Origin of the sequence: Micromonospora sp. R77 (genome assembly GCF_022747945.1) — a bacterium.
Lineage (GTDB): Bacteria > Actinomycetota > Actinomycetes > Mycobacteriales > Micromonosporaceae > Micromonospora.
On the sequence record NZ_JALDST010000001.1, the window covers coordinates 5,879,224 to 5,902,116 of the forward strand.

Annotated in this window: 18 protein-coding genes and 5 pseudogenes; 13 read left to right on the forward strand and 10 right to left on the reverse strand. The window is 67.8% G+C overall.

Annotated features, from left to right (window positions below; all coding sequences use genetic code 11):
* Window positions 1-245: 245 nt before the first annotated feature.
* Both MRQ36_RS27245 and MRQ36_RS27250 read left to right on the forward strand, forming a co-directional pair.
* Window positions 246-1,238 (forward strand): annotated as a pseudogene (locus tag MRQ36_RS27245) (IS481 family transposase); the annotation flags it as partial.
* A gap of 411 nt (window positions 1,239-1,649) precedes the next feature.
* The gene (locus MRQ36_RS27250) at window positions 1,650-2,021 is read left to right on the forward strand and encodes a hypothetical protein (protein ID WP_242799605.1); all 372 of its coding nucleotides are present in this window, start codon (window positions 1,650-1,652) and stop codon (window positions 2,019-2,021) included.
* A gap of 172 nt (window positions 2,022-2,193) precedes the next feature.
* Here MRQ36_RS27250 and MRQ36_RS27255 read toward each other — a convergent pair whose 3' ends face one another.
* On the reverse strand, window positions 2,194-2,619 hold the full coding sequence (locus tag MRQ36_RS27255; RefSeq protein WP_242799607.1) for a hypothetical protein: 426 nt from the start codon (window positions 2,617-2,619) through the stop codon (window positions 2,194-2,196).
* 1,371 nt (window positions 2,620-3,990) lie between these two features.
* On the opposite strand from MRQ36_RS27255, the pseudogene MRQ36_RS27260 reads away from it, so the two are divergent.
* A pseudogene (locus tag MRQ36_RS27260) lies at window positions 3,991-5,111 on the forward strand (IS701 family transposase); the annotation flags it as partial.
* A gap of 178 nt (window positions 5,112-5,289) precedes the next feature.
* On the opposite strand, the gene MRQ36_RS27265 reads toward MRQ36_RS27260, so the two are convergent.
* The 3 genes from MRQ36_RS27265 to MRQ36_RS27275 are packed head-to-tail and all read right to left on the reverse strand — an operon-like array spanning window position 5,290 to window position 7,599.
* Window positions 5,290-5,970, reverse strand: a complete 681-nt coding sequence (locus MRQ36_RS27265; RefSeq protein ID WP_242799610.1) for a GPP34 family phosphoprotein — start codon at window positions 5,968-5,970, stop codon at window positions 5,290-5,292.
* On the reverse strand, window positions 5,967-6,686 hold the full coding sequence (locus MRQ36_RS27270) for a hypothetical protein (protein WP_242799612.1): 720 nt from the start codon (window positions 6,684-6,686) through the stop codon (window positions 5,967-5,969). The genes MRQ36_RS27265 and MRQ36_RS27270 overlap by 4 nt, the downstream gene beginning before the upstream one ends.
* A 25-nt stretch (window positions 6,687-6,711) precedes the next feature.
* Complete coding sequence (locus MRQ36_RS27275; protein WP_242799614.1) at window positions 6,712-7,599, reverse strand: ABC transporter ATP-binding protein; 888 nt, start codon at window positions 7,597-7,599, stop codon at window positions 6,712-6,714.
* Between the two features lie 107 nt (window positions 7,600-7,706).
* Here MRQ36_RS27275 and MRQ36_RS27280 point away from each other — a divergent pair, with 107 nt between their 5' ends.
* The 5 genes from MRQ36_RS27280 to MRQ36_RS27300 all read left to right on the forward strand — a co-directional run bounded on the left by MRQ36_RS27280 (window position 7,707) and on the right by MRQ36_RS27300 (window position 11,518).
* Window positions 7,707-8,861, forward strand: a complete 1,155-nt coding sequence (locus MRQ36_RS27280; protein WP_242799616.1) for a sensor histidine kinase — start codon at window positions 7,707-7,709, stop codon at window positions 8,859-8,861.
* Window positions 8,858-9,460, forward strand: coding sequence for a response regulator transcription factor (locus MRQ36_RS27285; protein WP_242799617.1), 603 nt, complete (start codon window positions 8,858-8,860; stop codon window positions 9,458-9,460). Before MRQ36_RS27280 ends, MRQ36_RS27285 begins: the two co-directional genes overlap by 4 nt.
* Window positions 9,461-9,495: 35 nt before the next feature.
* The gene (locus tag MRQ36_RS27290) at window positions 9,496-9,786 is read left to right on the forward strand and encodes a hypothetical protein (RefSeq protein ID WP_242799619.1); all 291 of its coding nucleotides are present in this window, start codon (window positions 9,496-9,498) and stop codon (window positions 9,784-9,786) included.
* Window positions 9,787-9,830: 44 nt separating this feature from the next.
* Entirely contained in the window at window positions 9,831-10,796 is a 966-nt protein-coding gene (locus tag MRQ36_RS27295) for an SGNH/GDSL hydrolase family protein (protein WP_242799621.1), read from the forward strand.
* A 65-nt stretch (window positions 10,797-10,861) separates the two neighbouring features.
* Window positions 10,862-11,518, forward strand: a complete 657-nt coding sequence (locus MRQ36_RS27300) for a hypothetical protein (RefSeq protein WP_242799622.1) — start codon at window positions 10,862-10,864, stop codon at window positions 11,516-11,518.
* A 464-nt stretch (window positions 11,519-11,982) separates the two neighbouring features.
* Here MRQ36_RS27300 and MRQ36_RS27305 read toward each other — a convergent pair whose 3' ends face one another.
* The 3 genes and pseudogenes from MRQ36_RS27305 to MRQ36_RS27315 form a co-directional block, all read right to left on the reverse strand.
* Window positions 11,983-13,212 carry an ArgE/DapE family deacylase gene (locus tag MRQ36_RS27305; RefSeq protein WP_242799623.1) on the reverse strand — a complete coding sequence of 410 codons (1,230 nt, stop codon included), beginning with the start codon at window positions 13,210-13,212 and terminating at the stop codon, window positions 11,983-11,985.
* A 368-nt stretch (window positions 13,213-13,580) separates the two neighbouring features.
* Window positions 13,581-13,892, reverse strand: a pseudogene (locus MRQ36_RS27310) (transposase); the annotation flags it as partial.
* Between the two features lie 213 nt (window positions 13,893-14,105).
* Window positions 14,106-14,840, reverse strand: coding sequence for an HAD family hydrolase (locus MRQ36_RS27315; RefSeq protein WP_242799624.1), 735 nt, complete (start codon window positions 14,838-14,840; stop codon window positions 14,106-14,108).
* A 371-nt stretch (window positions 14,841-15,211) separates the two neighbouring features.
* Here MRQ36_RS27315 and MRQ36_RS27320 point away from each other — a divergent pair, with 371 nt between their 5' ends.
* The 4 genes from MRQ36_RS27320 (at window position 15,212) to MRQ36_RS34145 (ending at window position 19,853) form a co-directional block, all read left to right on the forward strand.
* Complete coding sequence (locus tag MRQ36_RS27320; RefSeq protein ID WP_242795455.1) at window positions 15,212-16,303, forward strand: IS630 family transposase; 1,092 nt, start codon at window positions 15,212-15,214, stop codon at window positions 16,301-16,303.
* A gap of 219 nt (window positions 16,304-16,522) precedes the next feature.
* Complete coding sequence (locus tag MRQ36_RS34770) at window positions 16,523-16,819, forward strand: NAD(P)-binding protein (RefSeq protein WP_374251206.1); 297 nt, start codon at window positions 16,523-16,525, stop codon at window positions 16,817-16,819.
* Between the two features lie 1,439 nt (window positions 16,820-18,258).
* Window positions 18,259-19,131 (forward strand): helix-turn-helix transcriptional regulator, encoded by an 873-nt coding sequence (locus MRQ36_RS27325; RefSeq protein ID WP_278187608.1) that lies wholly within the window; start codon window positions 18,259-18,261, stop codon window positions 19,129-19,131.
* Window positions 19,132-19,718: 587 nt separating this feature from the next.
* A complete protein-coding gene (locus tag MRQ36_RS34145; RefSeq protein ID WP_308194994.1) occupies window positions 19,719-19,853 on the forward strand; it encodes a hypothetical protein in 135 nt (44 codons plus the stop codon).
* Between the two features lie 72 nt (window positions 19,854-19,925).
* On the opposite strand, the pseudogene MRQ36_RS34150 reads toward MRQ36_RS34145, so the two are convergent.
* A pseudogene (locus MRQ36_RS34150) lies at window positions 19,926-20,603 on the reverse strand (helix-turn-helix domain-containing protein); the annotation flags it as partial.
* A 343-nt stretch (window positions 20,604-20,946) separates the two neighbouring features.
* A pseudogene (locus MRQ36_RS27335) lies at window positions 20,947-21,216 on the reverse strand (DDE-type integrase/transposase/recombinase); the annotation flags it as partial.
* 210 nt (window positions 21,217-21,426) lie between these two features.
* Here MRQ36_RS27335 and MRQ36_RS27340 point away from each other — a divergent pair.
* Window positions 21,427-22,194, forward strand: coding sequence for a hypothetical protein (locus MRQ36_RS27340; RefSeq protein ID WP_242799626.1), 768 nt, complete (start codon window positions 21,427-21,429; stop codon window positions 22,192-22,194).
* A 115-nt stretch (window positions 22,195-22,309) separates the two neighbouring features.
* On the opposite strand, the gene MRQ36_RS27345 is transcribed toward MRQ36_RS27340, so the two are convergent.
* Window positions 22,310-22,744 (reverse strand): hypothetical protein, encoded by a 435-nt coding sequence (locus MRQ36_RS27345; RefSeq protein WP_242799627.1) that lies wholly within the window; start codon window positions 22,742-22,744, stop codon window positions 22,310-22,312.
* Window positions 22,745-22,893 lie beyond the last annotated feature (149 nt).

Here is a 22,893-nt window from a genome sequence, read left to right on the forward strand (position 1 = left end):
CGGGCCTTTGTCGAACCCAAATCGCAGGCGGCGCCGGAAATGGGTGACGCCGATCAACCTTGCCCAGGCACTGAACCAGCCACCCACGTGCGACAGCCGAGATCCACGAGACACGGCCTAGTTGTACTGCCCAGGGAGATTGGTTGAGGTCGTGTGACGACACGGCGTAGATAGACGTGATGACGAAGGCCTCCGGTTGTGGAGTGGAGCTGTCTAGGAACCGCTCCGGCAACCAGGAGGCCTTCGTGTCCCACGCTAACGCCGCTTTGACTCCTCGTGCACGTCTTCGCCTGGCGCGTCTGATCGTGGATGAGGGGTGGCCGGTCGCCCGGGCGGCGGAGCGCTATGACGTGTCCTGGCCGACGGCGAAACGGTGGGCGGTGCGCTACGCCGAGCTCGGCGCCGACGCGATGACGGACCGGTCGTCACGGCCGCATCGCAGCCCGAACCGCACCTGCCAGCCGCTGGTGCGCAAGGTGGTGCACCTGCGGTGGAAGCACCGCCTGGGGCCGGTGCAGATCGCCGGTCGCCTCGGCATGCCCGCCTCGACGGTGCACGCGGTGCTGACCCGCTGCAGGGTGAACCGGCTCTCGCACATAGACCGGCGCACCGGCGAACCGGTGCGTCGTTACGAGCACGACCACGCCGGGGCGATGCTGCACGTCGACGTCAAGAAGCTCGGCCAGATCCCCGACGGCGGCGGGTGGCGTTACGTCGGTCGGGTGCAGGGCGACCGCAACCGTGAAGCCACCGCCCGCCGCACCGGCACCCGCAACCAGCACTGGGAGCCGCGGATCGGGACCGCGTTCGTGCACACCGTCGTCGATGACCACTCACGGGTCGCCTACGCCGAGATCCGCGACGACGAGAAAGCCGTCACCGCCATCGACGTGCTCCACCACGCGGTCGCCTGGTTCGCCGCCAGAGGCGTCACCGTCGAGCGGGTGCTGACCGACAACGGCTCCGCCTACAAGTCCTACGCCTGGCGCGACGCCTGCACCGAACTCGGCATCACCCCGAAGAAGACCCGCCCCTACCGACCCCAAACCAACGGCAAGGTCGAACGCTTCCACCGAACCCTCACCGACGGCTGGGCCTTCGGCCGGTTCTACACCTCCGAAGCAGCCCGACGCAAAGCCCTACCCGCCTGGCTGCATCACTACAACCACCACCGCCCCCACACCGCAACCGGCGGCAAACCGCCCATCACCAGGCTGACCAACGTCCCTGGGCAGTACACGGGACTGCGCGCGTTGCGGCCTGACGTTGCCGAATTCCGCTTTATCAGATTAAGGCGGCCCGCAAAGCGGGCCGCGCCGGCCCCGGCCCCGGCCTGCTGGCGACCTCCGGCCGGCATCGGCCGGGCCGGCCGGCCACGCTGGCGGACGACAAGACCTTGAAGACCTCGGGGCTCCGCCCCGAACCCCGGCCCTCCTCAGAGATGCTGCCGCGGCTCACCTCGCCGGGCACCACAAGGGCTACCAGCCTCCCCGGACGGGGCCAAGGTCGTTCGGCTGGTGAGGCGCTCCACCTTGTCCCCGTCCGGGGAGGCTGGACGGTCTGGCGACTGCCCGACGAGGAGATCCGCTCCAAGTCCCGCAGCGCCAGCAGCCGCTACCGATCTCCACTGCTCCTGGCAGACTGTCCGCGTGAGTTACGACCTGGCGGTGTGGGAAGGCGATCAGCCGGCAGACGATGCACAGGCCGAAACGCTGTTCGAGCAGATGTACAGCAGGTACATCGAGGATGAGTACCCGACGCCGCCGACGCCCCGTATCGAGGACTACGTCCGGACGTTGCTTGAGAGGTGGCCGGACCTAACCGAGGATGACGACGGGCGGAGCCCGTGGTCAACGGGTGGGCTCATTGATTCTGCATCGGGACCATTTGTCTACTTCCCCATGGTCTACAGCCGGGCTCGGGAGGTGTCGGCAGGGGCGGCGCGTATCGCGGCCGAACATGGCCTTGTCTGCTTCGACCCTCAGCAGGGTCGGCTTCGGCATGCTTCCGGCGGGCTGTAGGTCGGGCCAGCCGCGGGCCACAAGCCGGTGTCATCGGGGGGCAATCGAGGCCGGCAGAGGCCGACCCGACTTGGGGAAACGCCGCATCAGCACCGGCTCTTGTCCAATTCCCAAGCTGACAGTGCGGGCTCGGTACCGGTCTCCGCCTTCGGGATTAGGCCAGACCGGGACATCACTCCCCGTCGAAGCCCCGGTACGTGCCGGACCTGTCGACGGCGTCGGCGAACTCAGCGAAATCCATATTCGCAATTGAGAGGTTGGCCGAGACGTCGGCGTACCAGCGGGGCGGCACTCGGAAGGTGCGGCCGGGCTTGTGGGCCAGGTCGACGGCGAGCAGGGGGCGTTCGACGTCGGCCATCGTGGTCGCGTCGGCGAGGAAGAGGTAGATCAGCTTGTCTTCGTGACTTGCCGCATTGTCCGCATCGACCAGATGCTGGACGCTCACGTCCGCGTACTGTGGGTCGCTGACGAAGGTTGCGCTGTTGTCGCCTTCCCAGGTGCACAATGCCGCCTTCACGGCTTCCCAGGCAGGGTCGTCGGTGAAGTCCGTACGGAGCACCAGCGACGTGAGGTCGACGGGTTGAGGTAGAGAGATCACGACGAGGATTCTCCCCAGCCCTCTGTTGGGTGACTAACCGGGTGACGGTCGGGACGGACGCCAGCGGACGAGCAAGGACATTGATGGTTGGTTTCAGCAGACCAACACAAATGGAGCGGCAGGTCAGCGCCCCGTGTTGGTTGCCTGGGGGTCATCCCCACCCCGGCCTCGTCGCGCAGCCTCCACAGCCTGCGTACGTCAAGGCCCTCTTGACGACAGACTCTTTGGCGACAGCCGTATGTCGTGCTCGACAACCGAGCGGGGGAGAGACCAATGGGCCTATCAAGCCGTGAGTGCCCAGACTGCGGACGACGGGTGAAAGAGCGGTGCCCGTTGCGCGACGCGGTTCCGTAGACGCCAATCAGCTAGCGACGTCGCCAAGATTGGGGGAGCGGGTTGGGAGCAGACGGGTGCACGGAACGGCGTTGAACACCGTCCAACGGCACTCAACCGCATCCAACTGCACCCACCATGACCTGCAAGTTCTCGTTTCCGCTGGTCAGGGGCGGTGTGGCGTCCTGCTTCACACCGAAGAGGTCACTGGTTCGATCCCAGTATCGCCCACCATAGATGTATGCAGGTCAGAAGCCCGTTGCTGGAACTATCGGTAACGGGCTTCGCCGCTGTTACCCCTTAAATTGGGAGCAGATTGGGAGCATGGCGCTCCCGCCCTATGGTTGCCTGGCATCCCCTTCGGCCCTCGGCGGGCGTTCGTCGGCGTCCGCTCGCTCGGATCGATTGGTGGTGAATTCCACTCGCGACGAGCTTGGACACATCTCCTGCGGTCCGCAGCGACTGCAGTCCCGGCAGCTGGCCGGAGTGCCCCCAAAGGCGTGAGGAGGACCTGCGGGTCGCCGGTCACAGCAGCTCGAACGGCGGAGCACCCTCTGTCGTGGGGAGGTCAGAACGCCAAGGGCGGTGCGCGAGATATGTCGCGCATGAGGGCGTTGGCCGTAAACGCCCTACCCCACAAGGCGGCGCGGCAGCACGTCCCAGCGCCGACCAGAAGAACCGGCGACGCGGTCCGCCGGATCCGAGGGGCTACCGGCCGAGTCCTGCGTCCGATGAACGACCATAGGCTGCTGACCGTGAGCAGCAGGCCCTGACTGGTAGCAAGGGCAGAGCCAGGCGCTCCTTATCCGGGTACCGAGCTCAGCACCGGCAGTGGCAGCGCTGGGCGTCAAATGCCGGCCTAGTGCTCCAGCCGCACTTGCCTCACCTGGAGTTTCGCCAGCTCATCGGCGTGATCGACGCTTGAGCGGCACCGGCCGTGCAGTTGCGCGTGTCGATGCTATTCATGCGTTGGATCAGGTGATCGCACTGTCTGTCTGTTGTGGTTGGTCGTGGGGCGGGCAGGCTCCCGGGCTTGTGTTGATCGATGAGATCGTGGGTTGGCGGGCGGGTCTGGATGATCTGTTGGCGCGGTTCGCGCACCGGTTTGGGCGCGCAGAGCCACGCAGGCAGGTGCTGACCTACCTGGTCGGGCTGCTGTCGCCGCTGGCGAGCAAGAACGGCTGGACCTTGGCTGAGGCCGCCGGCGATGCGACGCCGGACCGGATGCAGCGGCTGCTCAACCGGTCAGCGTGGGACCCGGACGCTGTTCGTGACGACCTGTTCGACTACGTGAGCGAGCACCTCGGCCATGACGACGGGGTGCTGATCGTCGATGAGACCGGGTTCCTGAAGAAGGGCGTCAAGTCGGCGGGGGTGCAGCGTCAGTACTCGGGCACGGCCGGGCGGACGGAGAACTGCCAGCTCGGAGTGTTCCTCGCCTACGCCAGCCCCGCCGGGCGCACCCTGATCGACAGGGAGCTGTATCTGCCCCGTGGCTGGTGCGACAACCCCACCCGCCGCATCGAAGCCGGCATCGCCGCGAACGTCGAGTTCGCCACGAAGCCTGCGCTGGGGCTGCGGATGCTCGAACGCGCCATCACCGCCGGCCTGCCAGCGAAATGGGTCACCGCGGACGAGGCATACGGGCAGGACTCGAAGTTCCGGACCTGGTTGCAGCAGCTGCGCATCGGCTACGTCTTGGCCGTGCCCCGCAACCAGCGGATCCCGACCACGGCCGGCAATTCCCGCCCGGACGTCCTCGCCGGCGCCGCGCCGGCGCTGGCATGGAAGCGCCGCAGCTGCGGCGACGGCGCCAAAGGGCCACGGCTCTACGACTGGGCCGTGGCTTCTCTGCCCGGCGCCGCCGACGGATACGGCCACTGGCTGTTGATTCGCCGGAGCATCACCGACCCCACGGACCTGGCCTACTACCTATGCTTCGGTCCGGCTGGGACGCCCGACGAGGACCTGATCCGTGTCGCCGGAACCCGGTGGGCGATCGAGGAGTGCTTTCAGACCGCGAAGACCGAGGTCGGCCTGGATCAGTATCAGGTGCGTCGCTACGACGCCTGGTACCGCCACATAACGCTCGTTCTGTGCGCCACGCCTACCTCGCCGTCACCGCCGCGCAGGCCAAAAAGGGGGCGCTAAATCCGATGACGGCCTCATTCCCCTCACCCTCGGCGAGGTCCGCCGTCTCCTGGCACACCTGATCACCACCATCCGACCCTTCGACCACATCCATCGATGGTCGCGATGGCGACGCCAGCACCAGTACCGCGCTATAACAGCCCACTAACAGCGAAGACTCCGACTGCATCATGTGCGGCTGGAGTACTAGCTTCGCGGAAGCACGCTGATGGCCACGATGGCGCTGTTGACGGCCATGGCCGTGACGGTGCGGGTCACCGCCGCCGCCGCGGCGTCGGCGCCCCAGTCACCGCGTTCGAGTTCCTTGGCCCGCGTGATCACCGCGGAGTTCCACGGGATCTCCCGGTTGAACTGCGGCAGCGTCCCGCTCGCCGAGAGCAGGGCCGCGAGCGCGGCGACCCGGGCCTGCGGTTGTGCGCCGTCCACCAGCACCTGCCGGACGTCGGCGAGCAAGCGCGCCCGACGTCCGGTCCGGCCTTCCCGCAGCGCGGTCGTCCGGAACAGGCCGAGCACCTTGCGCGGCTCCTGCTCGATCTCGCCTCGCGCGATGAGCTGCGCCAGCACCGGCTCGCGTAGGCCGGGGCCGATCGCCGCGAGAGCGGTCTGCACCCCCCTGGGCTTGTCGGCGAGGTAGTCCCACGCCGGGCGGAGCAGCCGGTCCGCTGGTGGACGACCCGCCACCCCGCCGACCCGTCCCTGGGCCGTGGTGGTCAGGTGATCGCCGAGGGCGAGGTCGGCGAGTACGGCGCCACCGAGGACGTAGAAGAGGGTGTTCTCCCCGGCGATGGTCCCGGACGCGGGCTGGAACAGCAGCAGGAGCAGATCCTCCACCAGGGTCGTGGTGTCGGGCCGGTCGTCGGCGGTCATCGGCGGGGCTCCCAGCGGAAGAGTCGGGCGGCCAGGGCGACGGCGACGAGGACCCAGCCCACGGTGGGCGCGAGCAGCAGCAGGGAGTCGGTCACCGCGACTCCGCCGTTCCAGGCGTTGCTGGCCAGCTCGGTGGCCGCGCCGCCGGGCAGTAGCCGCTTGAGCCAGGCGAGGTTCTCGGTGCCGGAGATGCCCACCCAGGTCGCCACGGCGATCACGCCGAGCATGACCGGCAGGGTGGTCACCTGGGCGTGTTCGGGCGAGTTGGTGAGTCCGGCGGTGGCCAGGGCCAGGCCGATCATCATCGCCAGGGTCGTGATGACCGCCAGCACGAGCAGGGCGACGTTCGCCGGTTCCCCGGCGATGATGGCCAGCGCGGTGAGGATCGCGGCCACCTGCACCACCGCGATCGCGGTAGGGGGGAGCAGCAGACCGGCCAGGATGGTGGAGTCGGCGGCGGCGGTGGAGCGCAGCCGCTTCAGGAAGAGGTTCTGGCGTCGGGAGGCGAGGGTGGTGACGGCCGTGCCGTAGAGCCCGAACGCGGCCACGGTGAACAGCACGATCGCCGCGATGTAGCCGAGGCTGCCGATCTCGGCGAAGGTCTCGTGCTGACGGACGAAGAGAGCCGAGACGGCGCACGGAATGATGAGGCTGGTGACCAGCACCAGCCGGTTACGGAAGATCTGGATCAGCTCGCTGGCCGCGATGGACAACATGGTGGCGCTCCTGGGGGGACGAGGTTCAGCGGGTGACGGCGCGGAAGACGTCGTCGAGTCGGGTCGGACCGGCCTGCAGGTCCCGCAGCTCCACCGCGTGGTCCTGTGCCCACCCGAGCAGGGCGTGCAGGTCCTTCTGCAGGGCGAAGGTCTCGATCACGACCTTCCCGTCGGCGTCGACGGCGGCCTGGAGCGGCAGGATCGGCACCGGCATCGGCTCCGCGAGGGAGAAGCGGATGACGGCCGGCAGGGTGCGGGTCAGCTCGGAGACGGTGCCCTCCCGGTGGAGGGTTCCCTGGTGCATGAGGCCGATCCGGTCGGCGCGCTGTTGCGCCTCCTCCAGGTAGTGGGTGGTGAGCACGATGGTGACGCCGTCCTCGCGCAGCCGGTCCACCGTCGCCCAGACCGCGTCGCGGGACTGGATGTCCAGGCCGGTGGTCGGCTCGTCCAGGATGATCAGCTCCGGGGCGCCGTAGACGGCGGTGGCGAAGTCCAACCGCCGCTTTTCCCCGCCGGACAGTTGCGCCACCCTCCGGCCGGCCCGGTCGGTGAGGTCGACCAGATCGAGTACCCGGTCGACGTCGTCGCTGCGCCGGGTGAGCCGGCCGATCAGGCGGACGGACTCACGGACGGTGAGATCCGGGGAGAAACCGCTCTCCTGGAGCATGACCCCCATCCGGGGCCGGACGGCGCGTCGGTCGTCCGGGGGGTGGCCGAAGGCGCGTACGGTGCCAGAGGTCGACCTGCGGTGCCCCTCGATGACCTCCAGGGTCGAGGTCTTACCGGCCCCGTTGGTGCCCAGCAGCGCATAGAGCTCCCCGGGACGAACCTCGAAGGAGACGTCCCTGACGGCGTGGAAGTCGCCGTAGGTGAGGTTCAACCGGTCGACGGCGATGACGGGTGTGGTGGACATGCACCCATGACAGCGCGGACGCGCCCGCCGCGTCAGTGGCGTGGCGTCACGACCGGATGTGACGTGGTGTCACTGGTCGTGGCGGCTGGCCCCCGGATACTGGGGTGGTGACCGCCCCAGCGCCGCGCTTCACCACCTCGACGCAGAGAAGGCTGCGCCGGCTCAACCTCGTCACCTCACTGCCGCCGGTCGTGTTCGCCGCCGTGGTCCTGGTCTACCTCGACGCGCGTACCTGGTGGCATGTCCTGGTCCTGGCCCCGGGCGCGGTGGCGGCGCTGGTGGCCTTCGAACGGTGGGCGGCCAACGACCTGTCCCGCGTCGTGTGGCCGTGCCTGGTGGTCGCGGGGGTGGTGTGGCCGGTGGGGGTCCTGGTGACCGCCAGTCCGAACGCGTACTGGGGTGTCTGCGCCGTGGGTTCGTTGGCCATGCGCGGGGTGCGGCGGCGCCGGTCTCCGGCGATGGCCGGACTGTTCTCCTACGTCGCCCTGATCGGCGCCACGCGGCTGCTGGTGCAGCGGGACGACCTCGGCGACGTGCTGAGGTCCTACGTACTCGTGCCGACCGTCCTCACCGTGGTCGTGACGGTGCTCACGGTGGTAGGGGAACGGTTCTACGACCTCATCCGGGAGCTGGAACAGACCCGGGAACGTGAGGCGGAGCTGGCGGTGGTCCGGGAACGCGTCCGGTTCGCCAGCGACCTGCACGACATCCAGGGCCACACCCTGCACGTGGTTAAACTGAAGCTCGCCCTGGCGGAGCGCCTGCTCGACCGCGACACCGCCCGGGTGGCCAAGGAGCTACGGGAGACGTACGACCTGGTCAGTGACACCATCGCGCAGACCAAGGAACTCGCGTACGCCCAGCGGCGGCTCAACCTCACCGCGGAGATCGAGAACGCGAAGAACCTGTTCGAAGCCGCCGGCATCCGGGTCCGGGTGACCCGGGAGGCCGAGGTCGACGCCCGCGCCAGCGAACTGCTCGGCCAGGTGCTACGCGAGACGACCACCAACATCCTGCGCCACGCGCAGGCCACCCAGGTGCAGATCACGCTCGCCGAAGCCGGTATCACCATCGTCAACGACGGCGTGACCGCCACCTCGCTCCCCGAGCTGCGGGGCCTGGCCGCACTCCGGCAGCGGGTGGCCGGTGACGGCGGCGAGCTGACCGTGGAACAGACCGAGGAGCGGTTCCGGACGGCCGCCGTCTTCCCACCCGCCCGGGCGGGCGCGGCCCGACCAGCCTCGAAGGAGGTCGACCGATGACGACCATCGTGCTCGCCGACGACGAGGTGCTGCTCCGCACGGCCCTGGCCGCGCTGCTGCCCCTGGAGGGTGACATCACCGTCCTCGCCGAGGCGCAGGACGGCCGTACGGCCATCGAGGCCACCCTGCGGCACCGACCCGACGTGCTGGTCATCGACCTGGAGATGCCCGGCGTGGACGGGCTCGAGGCCGTCGCCGAGATCCGTCGCACGCTACCGGAGCAGGTGATCCTCATGCTGACCCGGCACGCCCGTCCCGGCGTGCTGCGCAAGGCGTTGCGGCTCGGTGTGCAGGGCTTCGTCAGCAAGTCCGCCGAGCCGGCCCACATCACCTCGGCCATCGCCACCCTTCAGGCGGGGAAACGCTGGATCGACCCGGACGTGTCGGCGCTCGCCGTCACCGAGGACTGCCCCCTTACCGACCGCGAAGCCGACGTGCTGCGGGTCACCGGCGAGGGCTACTCAGTCGCCGACATCGCCACCCGGCTGCACCTCGCACCGGGAACCGTCCGCAACTACCTCTCCAACGCCATGCGCAAGACTCAGACCCGGACCCGCCACGAGGCGGCCCGCTACGCCCGAGAACACGACTGGCTGTAGGCCCGGCCGTCACCACGTGCTGAGAAACCGAAGACATGTCTGCCCTCCCGATCACCACGCCGATCACCACCGACCTCCTGCGCGGCGCGCTCGACGTCGAGCACACCGCGCGCGGGGTCCTGCCGCACCGGCTACCCGGGTGGGCCCGCGCCCAGTACACCGACGGCCAACTCGCCATGGTCGGGGCCCAGCCCGCCGGCGTACGGCTGGCGTTCCGCACCGGGCCACCGCGGTCGAGCTGGACGCGCTGCCCACCCGGCAGACCTACACCGGTCTGCCGCCCCGCCCGGACGGCGTCTACGACCTGCTCGTCGACGGCCTCCTGACCGACCAGGCAAGCGTCACCGGCGGCGATACGGTGACCGTCGACATGGCCAGCGGTACCGCCGAGCACCGGCCCGGTCCGCCCGGCACCGTCCGCTTCGCCGGCCTGCCCGACCGGGTGAAGGACGTCGACATCTGGCTGCCGCACCACGAGCGGACCGAACTCGTCGCCCTGCGCACCGACGCCCCCGTCGTACCCGTACCCGACCGGGGTCGCCGGGTGTGGCTGCACCACGGCAGCTCCATCAGTCAGGGCTCCAACGCCACCAGCCCCACCGCCACCGGGCCGGTCGTCGCCGCCGCCCTCGGTGGCGTCGACCTGGTCAACCTCGGCTTCGGCGGCAGCGCGCTGCTGGACCCGTTCACCGCCCGCGCCATGCGGGACACCCGAGCCGACCTGATCAGCGTGAAGATCGGCATCAACCTGGTGAACACCGACCTGATGGGGCTGCCCGCCTTCACCCCGGCCGTACACGGCTTCCTCGACACCATCCGCGACGGCCACCCCACCACGCCGCTGCTCGTCGTGTCACCGATCTACTGCCCCATCCACGAGGACACCCCGGTCCCGGCGCGTTCGACCTCGCCGCCCTCGCCGCCGGGCAGCTGCGGTTCCGGGCCACCGGCGACCCGGCCGAGCGGGCGAGCGGCAAGCTCACGCTCGGTGTCATCGGCGAGGAGTTGGCCCGGATCACCGCCCAGCGGGCCGCCGACGACCCGAACCTGCACACCTCGACGGCCTCGACCTCTACGGTCCGGCCGACTTCGCCGAGTTGCCGCTGCCCGACCAGCTCCACCCGGACACCGCCACCCACCACCGCATCGCCGAGCGCTTCGCGGAACGGGCGTTCAGGGCCGACGGTCCGTACCCGGAATCCAGCTTCTCGGTCCCGACCTCCAGGCGTCGGCCGCGCCAGCCGCTGGAGGTCGGGTGCCGCGGGGGTGCGCACGGGCAGCGAGTACGTCCAGCCTCCCGGAGCGGTATCCGGAACGGCGGTGTGCGGTGGCCTGATCGACTGTTCGCCGGATCAGGGATCGGGGCTGCCGGACTCGGCGTCCGCCAGTACGCTCGCGGCCGTGGTGGACACGGCAGCGGTTCAGCAGGCACTGGCCAACCTGGCGACGCGGCTGGCAACCCCGGTGGACTTCATCAACATCCACCGCGCCAACAAGGACGAGGCGAAGCGGAATCCCCAGTACCGCAGCATGAGGTACGGCTCCTTCCTCCACGCATACGGGCCGTTCGAGATGTTCTTCAACGAGTTGATCGGCGCGCACGGAGGCCCCCGCCAGGGCACACCAGCGACCATGGACCGGATACGGGAGCGGATCGCCCAGCACCTGCAGATCCCGAACGTGACCCGCCAGTGGCAGGCCCGCGTGCGGACACAGTCCCTACCCGGCCGTGGCGGGCGGTGGCTCTGGACCACCATCCAGACCCGACAGCTGGGTGACTACCTCCGCGACGCCAAGGCGGTCCGCAACCGACTCGCCCACGGCGACGACCCCCACACTGCACCGAACACGTCCGGCACACCCTACGACCGCAAGGACGGCAGGACCTCCATCACGCTGATGTGGGTCGAGGGCTTCGTGCAGGCGACACAGGACTTGGCGACGATCACCGCGCTGGAACTGATCAACGACACCACGCTCATCCCCGACTGGCCGGTGCCACCGCGCACCGGCGTCAGCGCGAACCCGCCTCCGCCCCCGTACGCGCTCACGCGGTAGGAATCAGTACTCCCGGAGCCGGGCCTCGAGACGCGCGACGGCCGTCGCTCCGGCACGGCGACGGTTGGGAGGAGTCCGTGTCTACGGCGCCGAGGCCGAACGCGCCGGCGAGGGCGTCGAGCACGTCGGAACCTCAACCTCCCGATGGCTCACATCAGAGGAAACCCCTGCCAGTACCTGTGCGGGCTGGTGTCGGCATGGGGGGGTAACGGGCAAGAGCGGCCGGACCGGTACGGCAGGGGCGGGCGGCCGTCGGGGTCGCGGGACCGTGACGCGGAGACGCTGCGGCGGCGAACCTGCGGAACGTCGACGAGCGGCACTTGGAGGCTTCGCGATCGAGAGCGCCAACGCCAGCCTGGACGGTCCGGAGCCGTTCAGCGTCGCCTGCTGCGGCACCGCGGACGTGCCGGATGCGAACCGGAGCACGCGGTGGTTGCGGCTCGTGCAGCGTGGGCCGCTGGGCTTCAGCGGACCCCGCAGCGCCGTACGGTGAGCAGGGCGAGCGTCCGGATCACCGCCCTCAACTCGCCCAGGTCCACCTGCTCGCGGGGGGCGTGCGCGAAGCGGACGTCGCCCGGCCCGTAGTGCAGGGAGGGTATCCCGCCCGCGCTGTACAGCCGCAGGTCGCTGCCGTAGGGCGCGGCCGCGGCCGGGGGTGTGACGCCGGTGGTGTCGGCGACGGCCCTGGTGATCTCGTCGATCAGTGGATGGCCCGGGTTGAGGCGGCCGCTGGCGAACTGGCCGCCGGGCCAGGTGACGGTGGGTGGGTGGGTGCGTAGCCAGGGATGGTTGATGTCGTGGAGTGCCTGCTCGAAGGCCGCACGCGCGTCGGCGGGGTCCTCGTCCAGCCGCACCCCCATCCGGCCCTGGGCGACCAGCAGGTCTGGCACGCTGCTGGGCCAGTCGCCGGCGCGTACGGTGCCGATCTCGATGGGGTAGGGCAGGGCATTGCCGGCGAACAGGGCCGGCAGCGCGCTGTTGCGGCTGGCCTCCAGCTGCCGGATCGCCGCGAACACGGGCCAGAAGACCTCGACGGCGCTGACGCCCTCCTGCCGGGTGGCGCCGTGCGCGGCCCGGCCGGCGATCTCGATCTGGAAAGTCAGCGCGCCCGCGTTGGCGGTGATCACTGTGCCGTTGGTTGGCTCGGTGATCACCGCAGCCTTGCCGGTGTGGCCCCGGGCCAGGGTAGCGAAGGCGCCGAGGCCGCCGTCCTCCTCGCCAACCACACAGTGCACGGCCAGTGGGCGGGCAAGTCGCACCCCTGATCGTTTCACAGCGCGGGTCACGGCGAGGTTGGCGATCAGGCCGGCCTTCATGTCGCAGGCGCCCCGGCCGTGCAGCGTGTCGCCGGTGAGCCTGGGGGTGAACGGGTCGTTGCCTTCCCAACGGGCCAGGTCGCCAGTGGGTACGACGTCAACATGGCCCTGCAGCACGAGCGCTGGGGGGCCCTCGTCGCCGATGACACCGACCAGCCCGTACCCCTCGGTGCGGGGGGCCTCGGTACCCGGGAAACCGTCCATGCCCTGTAGTCCGACGAGGTCGAGTTGCCAGAGGTCGACGTCGAGGTCAGCCTCGATCAGTAGGCGGGCGCACCAGTGCTGCATCTCGGACTCGGCGGCGGTACCGGTAATGCTCGGGATCCTCACGGCCTCAGCCAGCAGATTCACGGCTTCCGTGTCGTCGATCGCCTCCAAGACGCGGGCCTCGTGGTTACTCAACATCTCGTCTCATCTCCCGCCCGCGGCATCGGGACCCAGACGAACAGGCCGGTCAGGTCGAGCCGCCCCGGGTTCTGCGGAAACCACCTTAGGCGGCGGGCCTCATCAGCGACAGCGTGTACGCCACGACCTCGGTGGCCCTCTCCGTCTCCCCACCGTCGCCGAGGCCCCGGCGGCCGCCCGTGCCGTCCACGCCACCCCCGGCAATGCCCGCACTGTCAATCTCGACCTAGATCGACTTGGTGACCGTAGAGGACCTGTGCCCGAGCACGTCCTGAATCCGTTCGAGCGGCACGCCCTGGTCGTAGAGCAGCGTCGTGCACGCCGCGGTGGGGACCTGCTGGTCGCGGGGCCCCCGCCGACTTCACGCCCTTCTTGAGGAAGCCGGTCTCGTCGATGATCAGTACCCCGTCGTCGTGGCCGAGGTGCTCGGACATGTAGGCGACCAGGTCATCGCGGACCGCGTCTGGGTCCCACGCTGACCGGTTGAGCAGCCGCTGCATCCGGTCCGGGGTCGCATCGCCGGCGGCCTCGGCCAAGGTCCAACCGTTCTTGGCCGCCAGAGGTGACAACAACTCGACCAGGTAAGTCAGCGCCTGCCGGCCGGGCTCCGTGCGCCCGAACCGGTGCGCGAACCGCGCCAACAGATCATCCATACCCACCCGCCAGCCGACGATCTCATCGATCAGCACAAGCACGAGAGCGTGCCCGTTCTATGAACGACCACATCAGACAGACATTGCGATCTCCTGATCCATCAGACGAATAGCATCGACATGCGCAGCCGACGTACAGGGACGACGCCGCACACGCGCCGATTATCCAGACGAGCTGCCGAAACTCCAGATCAAGCAAGTGCAGCTGGAGTACTAGCGGGCAGCCGGCGACCCGCCGCAGCTCGACAGGGAGCTGACGGCGGCCACCACCGTCGTAGGGTCGAGACTGTCGAGCACTAGATCAGGTTCGTAGGATGCCAGCTCTTGCCGACCGATCCGGTGAGCGACGACAGCGACGCGAAAGCCGGCCTGGCGTGCGCAGGCGATGTCGTTGGGCGCGTCCCCAATGACGATCGCTCTAGCAGGATCGAGCGGATCGCCATAAATCTCGGAGTAGCGCTGAGCTACGACTTTCGGAAGCTGGAAGCGATCTCGCGCGTCCGATCCGAACCCACCGATGCGAAGATCAAGGAACTCGTCCAAGCCCGCGACGTGCAGCTTCACGTCGGCGGCCGAACGCAGGTTGCCGGTCAACACGGTTTGGACGAAACCATGGTTGTGCAACTCCGCGATGCTGGCCGCGGCACCTGGGTACGGCGGCTGAACTTCAGCGAGCTCGTGCCGGCCTTCTTGCATGACTGCGGCGATGGCCTGTCGGAAGGCGGGTATGCCGGCCTCCGCAGATGATGGGTCTACGCCCGAGGCGATCGCCGTGTCGACGGCGATGGACTCGTCCGTATATCCATGCACCTTCTTGTCGGGGAAGGCAACGTCGGAGTGGGCGATGCCGTACGCACGAGCGATCGCGCGCTTCAGCCAACGCAGGTCCGCAGGGATGAGCGTCCCGTCAATGTCCCAGATGACCAAGCCCGCGCTGCTGTGGTTCATGGAAGCATCGTCGCACGGGCACGGGCACGGGCACGGGCACGGGCACGGGCACGGGCACGGGCAGCTAACCCTGTCGAGCGTCGACGGGATCGCGGCCGGGCACACGCGGCCCCGACGGAGGAGGCAGGTCGCGGCAGTCATCGCTCTGGCAGTCGCTCCCGGCCACCCCGCGGACGCCGAGGCGCCATGCGGCCAGTCTTCAATAGGAGCTCGCCGTACGTCTGCGACCACCTCCCCGTCGCAGAGCCGCGCGTGTTGACGCGTGCGGAGATCTAGTGCCTCGTCTTTGGACGTTGGCCGTGTAATCCGTCGGTTCGGAGGCCGTCTCGGGCAGGCTGTCCCTCTCGCTGTTGTGTGGGAGGTGATGCCGGGTGGGACGACGCCCGGAGGTGTTCGTGCGGGCGCTGTCGATGGCCGAGGGCCAGCGGCTGCAGAAGATCACGCGGACCGCGAAGAACCCGGTCAAGCTGCGCCGGGCGATCGTGGTTCTGATGTCTGGCCAGGGCCAGCCGGCGCCCGACATCGCGTACCTGCTCAAGGCCACCGAGGACTACGTCCGCGACGTGATCCACGCGTTCAACGAGCGGGGGTTCGACGCGCTGGACCCAAAATGGAGAGGGGGCACACCGAACAAGATCAATGAGCAGACCCGCGACTGGATCTGTGTGATCGCCCGGTGTGACCCCCGCTTCCTCGGCCAGCCGTTCTCGACCTGGTCGCTGTCCAAGCTGCGTGACTACCTGATCGCCACTGGCCAGGTGGACACGATCAGCATCGAGACCGTCCGGCGGATCCTGCACGAACGCGGCGTCACCTGGCAGACGTCGAAGACGTGGAAAGCCAGCAACGACCCGGACTTCACCGCCAAGATGCGTCGGGTCCTCGACCTCTACGACCATCCACCGGCCGGCGGCCGGGTCATCTGCGTCGACGAGTTCGGGCCGCTGAACCTGCAGCCCCGGCCGGGCAAAGCCTGGAAACCGCAGGGCAACCCGGTCCGACTCCGGGCGACTTACCACCGTGACCACGGTGTCCGGCACATGATCGCCAGCCTCGACCTGGCCACCGGACGAATCCACTACCGGATCCGGGACCGGAAACGATCGAGCGAGTTCCTCGACTTCCTCAAGACCCTGCGGCGCCGCTGGCCAGGACAGACGCTGCATCTGATCCTGGACAACTTCTCCCCGCACAAGCACCCCACCGTCCGGGCCTGGTGCCAGGCCAACGACGTTGAGCTGGTCTTCCTGCCGACCTACAGCTCCTGGCTGAACTGGATCGAAGCCGAGTTCGCCGCTTTGCGCTACTTCGCCCTCAACGGCACCGACCACCGCACCCACGCCGAGCAGGACACCGTCATCGGCGACTACATCCGCTGGCACAACCAGCGCGCCCGTCCGAAAACGGGATACGCGACCAAGTCCAAGATCCGCCACCCAGATTACCCCTTCAAGGCCGCGTGACGAGGCACTAGCCGGGTTGTCGGTGAATTGTCATAGGTCGATGAAATGGCTGTCCGACAACGCCCGACGTCGGCGACTGTAGGCGTGCCTACCCCGAAAGGCCGGGCGGATCGTTCGTGCAGTTGGGAGATCGCTGTCCGGACGGTGCCTGTGCTGCGCTAGGTGGTGATCATCGCGCTGGCCTCAACTGTTGCCGATTTCCTGTACCAGCCGGTGGACATGCAGCGGGTCCGGTCGCGGGGTGGCTGTTCGCTTCCGATCGTCTGCGACTGTTGGAAAGGAAAGTCTGCCGTGTTCTTCGATGTCGTCGTCGTTGGTGCCGGCCCAGGTGGTCTGGCTTGTACCCACGAGGTCGTGCGCCAGGACCAGGGACTTCGGGTGCTGCTGTTGGAGGCCGGGCGGGGATGCGGAATCGGCCGTGCCCGGTCGACCGCGGACTGCGGTGTACGGGGTGCGCCGGGATCTGCAACGTCATCAGTGGCTTTGGCGGCTATATACATTACTGCAACAGGGTGAAGAGCCTTCGGATCTCCGGGTACGGGCTAGCCGACCATGATGCCGTAGTCGGGGCTGTTTCCCCTCTTGTCGTAAGGGAGTGGCCAGGGGAGGCCCGGAGTGGGCGGTCATGGAGAGGGTGATGTGGGCGTACTAGGCTCGCCAGTCGCGGACTTGGCACTCCTCGGGGCCCGCTTCGTTCTCGGCCTGCTGGAAGCATGAAGTAGCCGATTGGCCCTGCGTGGTCAAGGCCCGCTGGCGCTGATTCGCCTACCTGGACCGCTAGGCTGGCGCTAGGTGGTGGCAGCAGCTGCTCGGAGAGCCAGTGTTCCATCTGCCTGGACCGTGAGTTAAGAATCAGTCCTTCGCACCCGATCAGTTAAGAGATGAAAATGAATGAGGCTGAGTTGGCGCGAGCCGAGGCCGTCGAACGGCTTCTACCTCGTAGGCGAAGAGGTCGGCGCATCGTCAGAACGGCGAGCTACATCACCATCGCTGCGGCAGCAATGATCATCTCCTCTCTGATGGTGCAGGCGACGGCCGGGCGGCTGAATCTTGCTGCGAGAGTTGCCTTGGTCGGCATCGGAACTGTGGTCGGATCAGTGTTGATCGGATTCGGCTGCTCCTGGCTTGTGAAGCGAGCGCGGCCTCGGGACTGAGGACGTCCCTGCTTCCGCCTCGGTCCTAGGGCTCGGGCTTCACGTCAGGGGCTCTGGCGGGTCTCAAGGCGATCCTCGCCGCCGCGCATCCTCCCCCTAGCGGGAGTAGAAGAGCAGTCCACATGCCTACATCTGCGGCGGTTACGCCTAGAACCTTGAGCACTGCGACGACTGCTAGCGGGGGAATCGTCAGGACCACTGCGCCACATGCCGTCAGTGTCAGCAGGAGCGGGATGTCGCGCTTGTGGTCCCCGCTGCGATCGCAACGCTCGTTGACAAATGCGAAGACACTCTGGAGCCATCCATGGCTCTTGGGTGCGGGGCGGGTAGACGGGTCCGACACCTCAGCCAGATCAGCGTTGTCGGGTGTGCCGACTGGTTGCGGCACGACGTGGCCGTCAGGAGGGACGCTCTTTGGGCGCGATAACTGAGGCTTTAGCTCGTTTCTCCGCCTACCGGGCTGCTGAGCCGGAAGCTCATTCGCGCCTTCGGAGCTCGACGACTTCTCCGCGGTAGAGGTGCGACGGTTGCCCTGTGGGCGAGCTGACTTGGAGTCGGCCCTGTTCGAGGAGTGACGCCTTGGGGGCAACGGAGTTATCCTTCCGGGCTTGTCAGAGAGCGGCCCTGAGGGCTTCTGGGGTGGGTCGTGCCTGGATGCGTGGAACTTCTATCGGTACGCTCACGGTACAGCTCATCACAGTAAGTTAGGTTGCGACGCGCTAGGTGCGAGTAGCACTTTCTGCGGCCGACCTGTCGGGCAACATGAGCTGTCGAACCGGACTTTCGGAAAGAAACGGACTTATGCCCCAAGACCTTGATGCGGCGGTGCAGCGCAGGCGTCTGCGGACAGAGCTTCGCAGAGCGCGGGCGCGAGCAGGATTCACCCAGAAAGAGGTGGCGGATGCCTTGGGATGGTCTCCGTCGAAAATTATCCGGATCGAGAGCGGCCAGGTTGGTCTCTCTCGAACGGACCTCAAGGCGCTGCTGAATTTGTACAAGGTCACGAGTGGGCCGCAAGTATCCGAGTTCGTCCGAATGGCGGAGCAGAGCAGACGTCAGGTCTGGAGCGCATATCGCGATGCGCTCACCCGCGAATTTCTCGTTTATCTAGGTTTTGAGGCTTCTGCTTCGGCCATAAAGCAATTCGAGAATATGTTCCTCCCGGGACTGCTGCAGACGGAAGAATACGCGCGGGAGGTAATTCGTGCGCTGTCAAGCCCTGAGGTGCCTGAGCGCACTAGGGAACGTCGAGTCGAAGCGCGGATCAAGCGGCAAGAGATCTTCAGCCGACCGGATGCGCCGCAAGGATCTTTCGTACTGGATCAGGCGGTTATATTCCGGCACGTGAGATCTGCGGGTAGCGGCACCGGGATAATGAAAAGACAGCTCGCTCGACTGCTGGAACTTAGCGAGCACCCTGCTATCAATATAGGGATCCTGCCGTTCTCTTTCGGGCTGCACCTTGGCCTGAGGGGTCCGTTCGTGATTCTCGAATTCCCTGATCCTGAGGACGAAGAAATGCTTTTTCTGGAGACTGGGCCTATGAGCGTCATGACGCGAGAGAGCCACGACGATATTGCGCCCTATCAAGAGACCTTCTGGGAAATCGAGGCCAAGGCGCTGACGGGAGGTGAAATGAGATCTATGATCAAAGAAGCGATGGCGAGTATGTGATCTCAGCGAGCCCTTTTCAACTTGACGTTGCAGCTCAGGGTGGGATGTAGAAATGGCGGCCGGTGCGCCAGTCGGGGTGCCGGTACCAGTGCTCGGTGAGTGCGGTCAGGTCCTGGGAAGCGGCCCACCGCTGCCGTAGGCTGGGGAGTTTCCCGGCTGCTCATGTCGGCGATCGTAGGCCCAGTGGCGGGGTACTGCGGGGATACGTCAATTCGGTGAACAGGCCCGCGACATCTTGTAGTCGCGGGTGGCGGCCGTAGGGGTGGACGGCGGCGAGGAATTGGCGAGTGCGTTGGTAGACCGATTCGAAGCGGTACCCGGCGGTGAGGCTGAGTGCTTCCAGCGCCAGCCCGGCAGCGTGCTCGAGGTCGCCCGCTCGCGTGTGGGCGGTGGCCAGGTCGAGGCGGCTGAGCGCCTGCGGGCCGCGTAGCTCCGCCGCGTCGAATGCCGCGACAGCGGCGGTGAGCTGGTCGACGACGCCGGTGGAGTCGCCGAGGACCAGGTAGGCCGTCGCCGCGTTGGCGGCGGCCCCGGGTCGGGCAGTACGGGCCGAGGGTGAGGCTGGTGCTGATCTGCCCGTCCGCGGGGTGTTCGGGCAGCAGGGTGAACGCGCGGTCCACGGCCTGGTGGACGCCCCGGCGGTCGCCGAGGTGGGCGAGCGCTCGTGCCTGCCCGTTGATCGTGAGGCGGATGAGGTGCGGGCCGGCGCCAGCGTGGCGTAGGCCGTCTTCGGCGTAGGCGAGCGCGTCGCGGTGCTTGCCGGTGTAGTAGGCGACCAGGCTTTGGGTGGCGCGGGCCCAGGCCTGCGTGTCGGGTTGTTCAGCGGCGTGGGCGAGGTCGAAGGCTTCGGCGGCGTAGGCGTGCGCGACCGGGAAGGCGCGTAGGTCCAAGGCGAGGGCGGCGAGGAGCCCGGACAGGTGGGCGGCGGCGGTGTAGAGCCGGGCTCGTTGCGGTGGGTGCTGTCGGGCCGCCATCAGCTGGTCGACGCTGACCCGCAGCGGACGCAGCCGGGCTACGAGCGTGGCCGGCGGGAGTAGTTCGTTGTCACCGATCGCCTGCCGTACTTCGTGTTCCAGGTGCGCCAGCCGTGGGTCGTTATCGGCCGTCACGGTCAGCGCGGACCGGCGGGCGGTGATGCGTTTCTCGTGCTCCCACCACACGGCTTCCGCGTTGGTGGCAGGGCCGGTGCCAGCGGGTGGGGGCGCTGGGCGGTGGCGGTGTTGGTGGTCCAGGTCGGCGATGCGGTCGTACTCGACGGTGAGTACGCCGCCGGTGCGCAACACCGCGTCGCAGCGGGACCAGAAGGATCGCTCGGGATGTTGGCGGCCGGTCTCGGTGTTCGCCACCGAACTGCGCCCGTACTGCACGAGCCGGGCCAACGTGTGCTGGGTTTGGCCGGCGTCCTTCCGCAGGTGGGCGAGGTGGCGACCGAGCGCGCGGCGAGCGGCGGCAATCTCGTTGTGGTCGACCATCGCTGCCAACTCCTCGGGTTCCCAATCGGCGACCGCACCGCACCCATCGCAGACCAACCGGCGTGGCTGAAACAGCAGCTCGCTGAAGTACCCGGGTGTGCGGAGACCCGGCCGGGGAACCACGAGCGCGCACCCGCCGCACTGCGGACAGACCACAAGCATTCGGCCGGCGAACCGTGCCAACGAGATCCCTGGATCGTGGTCACGCGCGGGCCCGGTACCCGGCTTAGAATCCATGGCGGACACCCTCGCAGGTTTGCGATTCTGCTCCCCGCCGGGGTCTCCAACTGGATGCGGTGGACCAAGCTGGCGAGGAGATCGACTGGGACAAGCCGTTTCCGGCCCGGCGGGCTACGGCGTTGTGCAGGGCGTTGACGGCCAGCCTCGACTTCATTCGTGAGTCGATGGAGTAGCCGACGGTCCGGTTGGACCACACGTCCTTGATCGCGCACAGGTACAGCTTGCCCTCACCGGTGCGGTGCTCGGTGATGTCGGCCAGCCACAACCGGTTCGGGCCGTCGGCGGTGAAGTCGCGGCGCACCAGATCGTCGTGCACCGGCGGGCGGACCTTGCCGCCCTTGCCCCGACGCTTCTTCTTGCTGAACGCGCTCCACCACCTTCTCCTGGAAGCCGAGTGTCGAGCCTTCGACCGCGGGTACCACCCTGAATTCGCGGAATAGCAGCGGCTGCCCGATCGTCGCTCAGCGCCAAGACGCGGTGGGCGGCCGATGAGAGAGCAATCCCACCGTTCACCTAGCCACGCCTGGGCGGGCTGGAGTGTGGCACCCTCGTGCGTGCACTCGCGGGAGACTGAGGAGATGGCATGGGCGCGAAGACGGCGCTGGTGGTTTTCGCGGACGGTGACTTGCGGCCAGCGCTACTGGGTGCGGTTCCGTCCGCCCGGGCGGAGGCTGAAGCTCTGGTGCGGGAGGTTTTTCCCGGGTATGACGTGGCGTTGGTGGGTGACAGCACTCTTGAGGTGACGTACCCGCCGGATGACATCACCTGCGCCACGGTGCTGCCGGGAGCCGTACTTTTGTGTGACCGCAGGCTGGTCCTGGACCGGCCTTCTGAACTGCCTGCGCATCTCCTCCGACGGGGTGCGGGCAGGCGGATAATCATGCACGGCATGCACTCGGTCGTCGACTGGCTCTGCTTCGCGGTGTGGGACGACGGGCAGCTGGTCCGGTCCTTGAGCTTGTCACCAGACAGCGGCATTCTGGAGAACATCGGCGAGCCGTTCGATTTCGAGCGCCCGTACTGGGCCGGTGAGCGTCCGTTCGAACCGGTTCCGGGATGGTCCGGCAAGGACCCTTACCCGCTGCCGTTCCATCCGTTGGAGTTGGGTGAGGAAGCCCTTCGCGCCTTGTTCGGCTTCGTCATCGAAGGGCGCCAGGAGCCGGACGACATCGACGCGGACACCGTTCACCTGCACGAGTTCCTCGTAACCGACCCGTCGGGGGAGGAACAGGCCGCACGCGAGGCGGGCTACGAGCGGGCGACGCGTGACATGGGGCCGCCCAGGATGTTTCGGCCGGGCCCGGACGGAACGATGCAGGAGATCAGCTGGGATGAGTTCTCGGCGGGCTGACCGTCGGATGATTCGAATTCTCCAGGTTGATCTTCACGCACGCGACTGTCGTCGAGGGTCGTGCCGGGCTGGAGGCTCAGGCGACTGCGCGACGAGGATGCCTGCTCGGCGACGGCTATAGGTCGCCCGTGGCGGCTACCAGAACGACCGGCCCGTGGGTGTCCCACACGCCGACGCCGAGGCAGACGCTCCGATCCGGAAAGCGCCACACGGCCACGCCGCTCATGATGGTGAGGAGGAATCCGGTGAGGTTCGGGAGCGGCTCTCCACGCAGCATGCGATCCATGTCCGGCCGCAGGTCAACGCTCTCGGCTGATCCCCATCGTCGGCTCAACGCCTGATCGAGGTCAACGCAGTCCTGCTCGAAGCGATCCAGGACCTCAAGCATCCACGTGCTGTCCTCGAACTCTGCCGTGACACCCAAGTACAAGGCCACGAAGTCGTCCTCGACTAACCCTGTGGCAGGGGCACCAAGGGGTGGGAGAGGCTGCGCTGCGATGTCGAGTGTTCGAAGTTCGATCACCCGGTCCACGCAGCTCGCAAGATCCACGATCCGGCACGGTAGGTCACAATCCCCTGCAGCGGCGCCCCGCCCCACGGGCAGCAGCCAGACTCTCGTGGGTACCGCCCGCAGTTCGACGACGACGAGGACCGAGTCGTGCCCCAACTCCCGGGTGCCCTGCGCTACCTGGCCGGCGT

Bases quoted from the DNA above. Each gene is read 5' to 3' on its own strand.
- MRQ36_RS27265 (WP_242799610.1), bottom strand. From the start codon at position 5,970: ATGACCGCCGACGACCGGCCCGACACCACGACCCTGGTGGAGGATCTG.
- MRQ36_RS27270 (WP_242799612.1), bottom strand. From the start codon at position 6,686: ATGTTGTCCATCGCGGCCAGCGAGCTGATCCAGATCTTCCGTAACCGG.
- MRQ36_RS27275 (WP_242799614.1), bottom strand. From the start codon at position 7,599: ATGTCCACCACACCCGTCATCGCCGTCGACCGGTTGAACCTCACCTAC.
- MRQ36_RS27285 (WP_242799617.1), top strand. From the start codon at position 8,858: ATGACGACCATCGTGCTCGCCGACGACGAGGTGCTGCTCCGCACGGCC.
- MRQ36_RS27290 (WP_242799619.1), top strand. From the start codon at position 9,496: ATGTCTGCCCTCCCGATCACCACGCCGATCACCACCGACCTCCTGCGC.
- MRQ36_RS27295 (WP_242799621.1), top strand. From the start codon at position 9,831: ATGGCCAGCGGTACCGCCGAGCACCGGCCCGGTCCGCCCGGCACCGTC.
- MRQ36_RS27315 (WP_242799624.1), bottom strand. From the start codon at position 14,840: ATGAACCACAGCAGCGCGGGCTTGGTCATCTGGGACATTGACGGGACG.
- MRQ36_RS34770 (WP_374251206.1), top strand. From the start codon at position 16,523: ATGCAGCGGGTCCGGTCGCGGGGTGGCTGTTCGCTTCCGATCGTCTGC.
- MRQ36_RS27325 (WP_278187608.1), top strand. From the start codon at position 18,259: ATGCCCCAAGACCTTGATGCGGCGGTGCAGCGCAGGCGTCTGCGGACA.
- MRQ36_RS27340 (WP_242799626.1), top strand. From the start codon at position 21,427: ATGGGCGCGAAGACGGCGCTGGTGGTTTTCGCGGACGGTGACTTGCGG.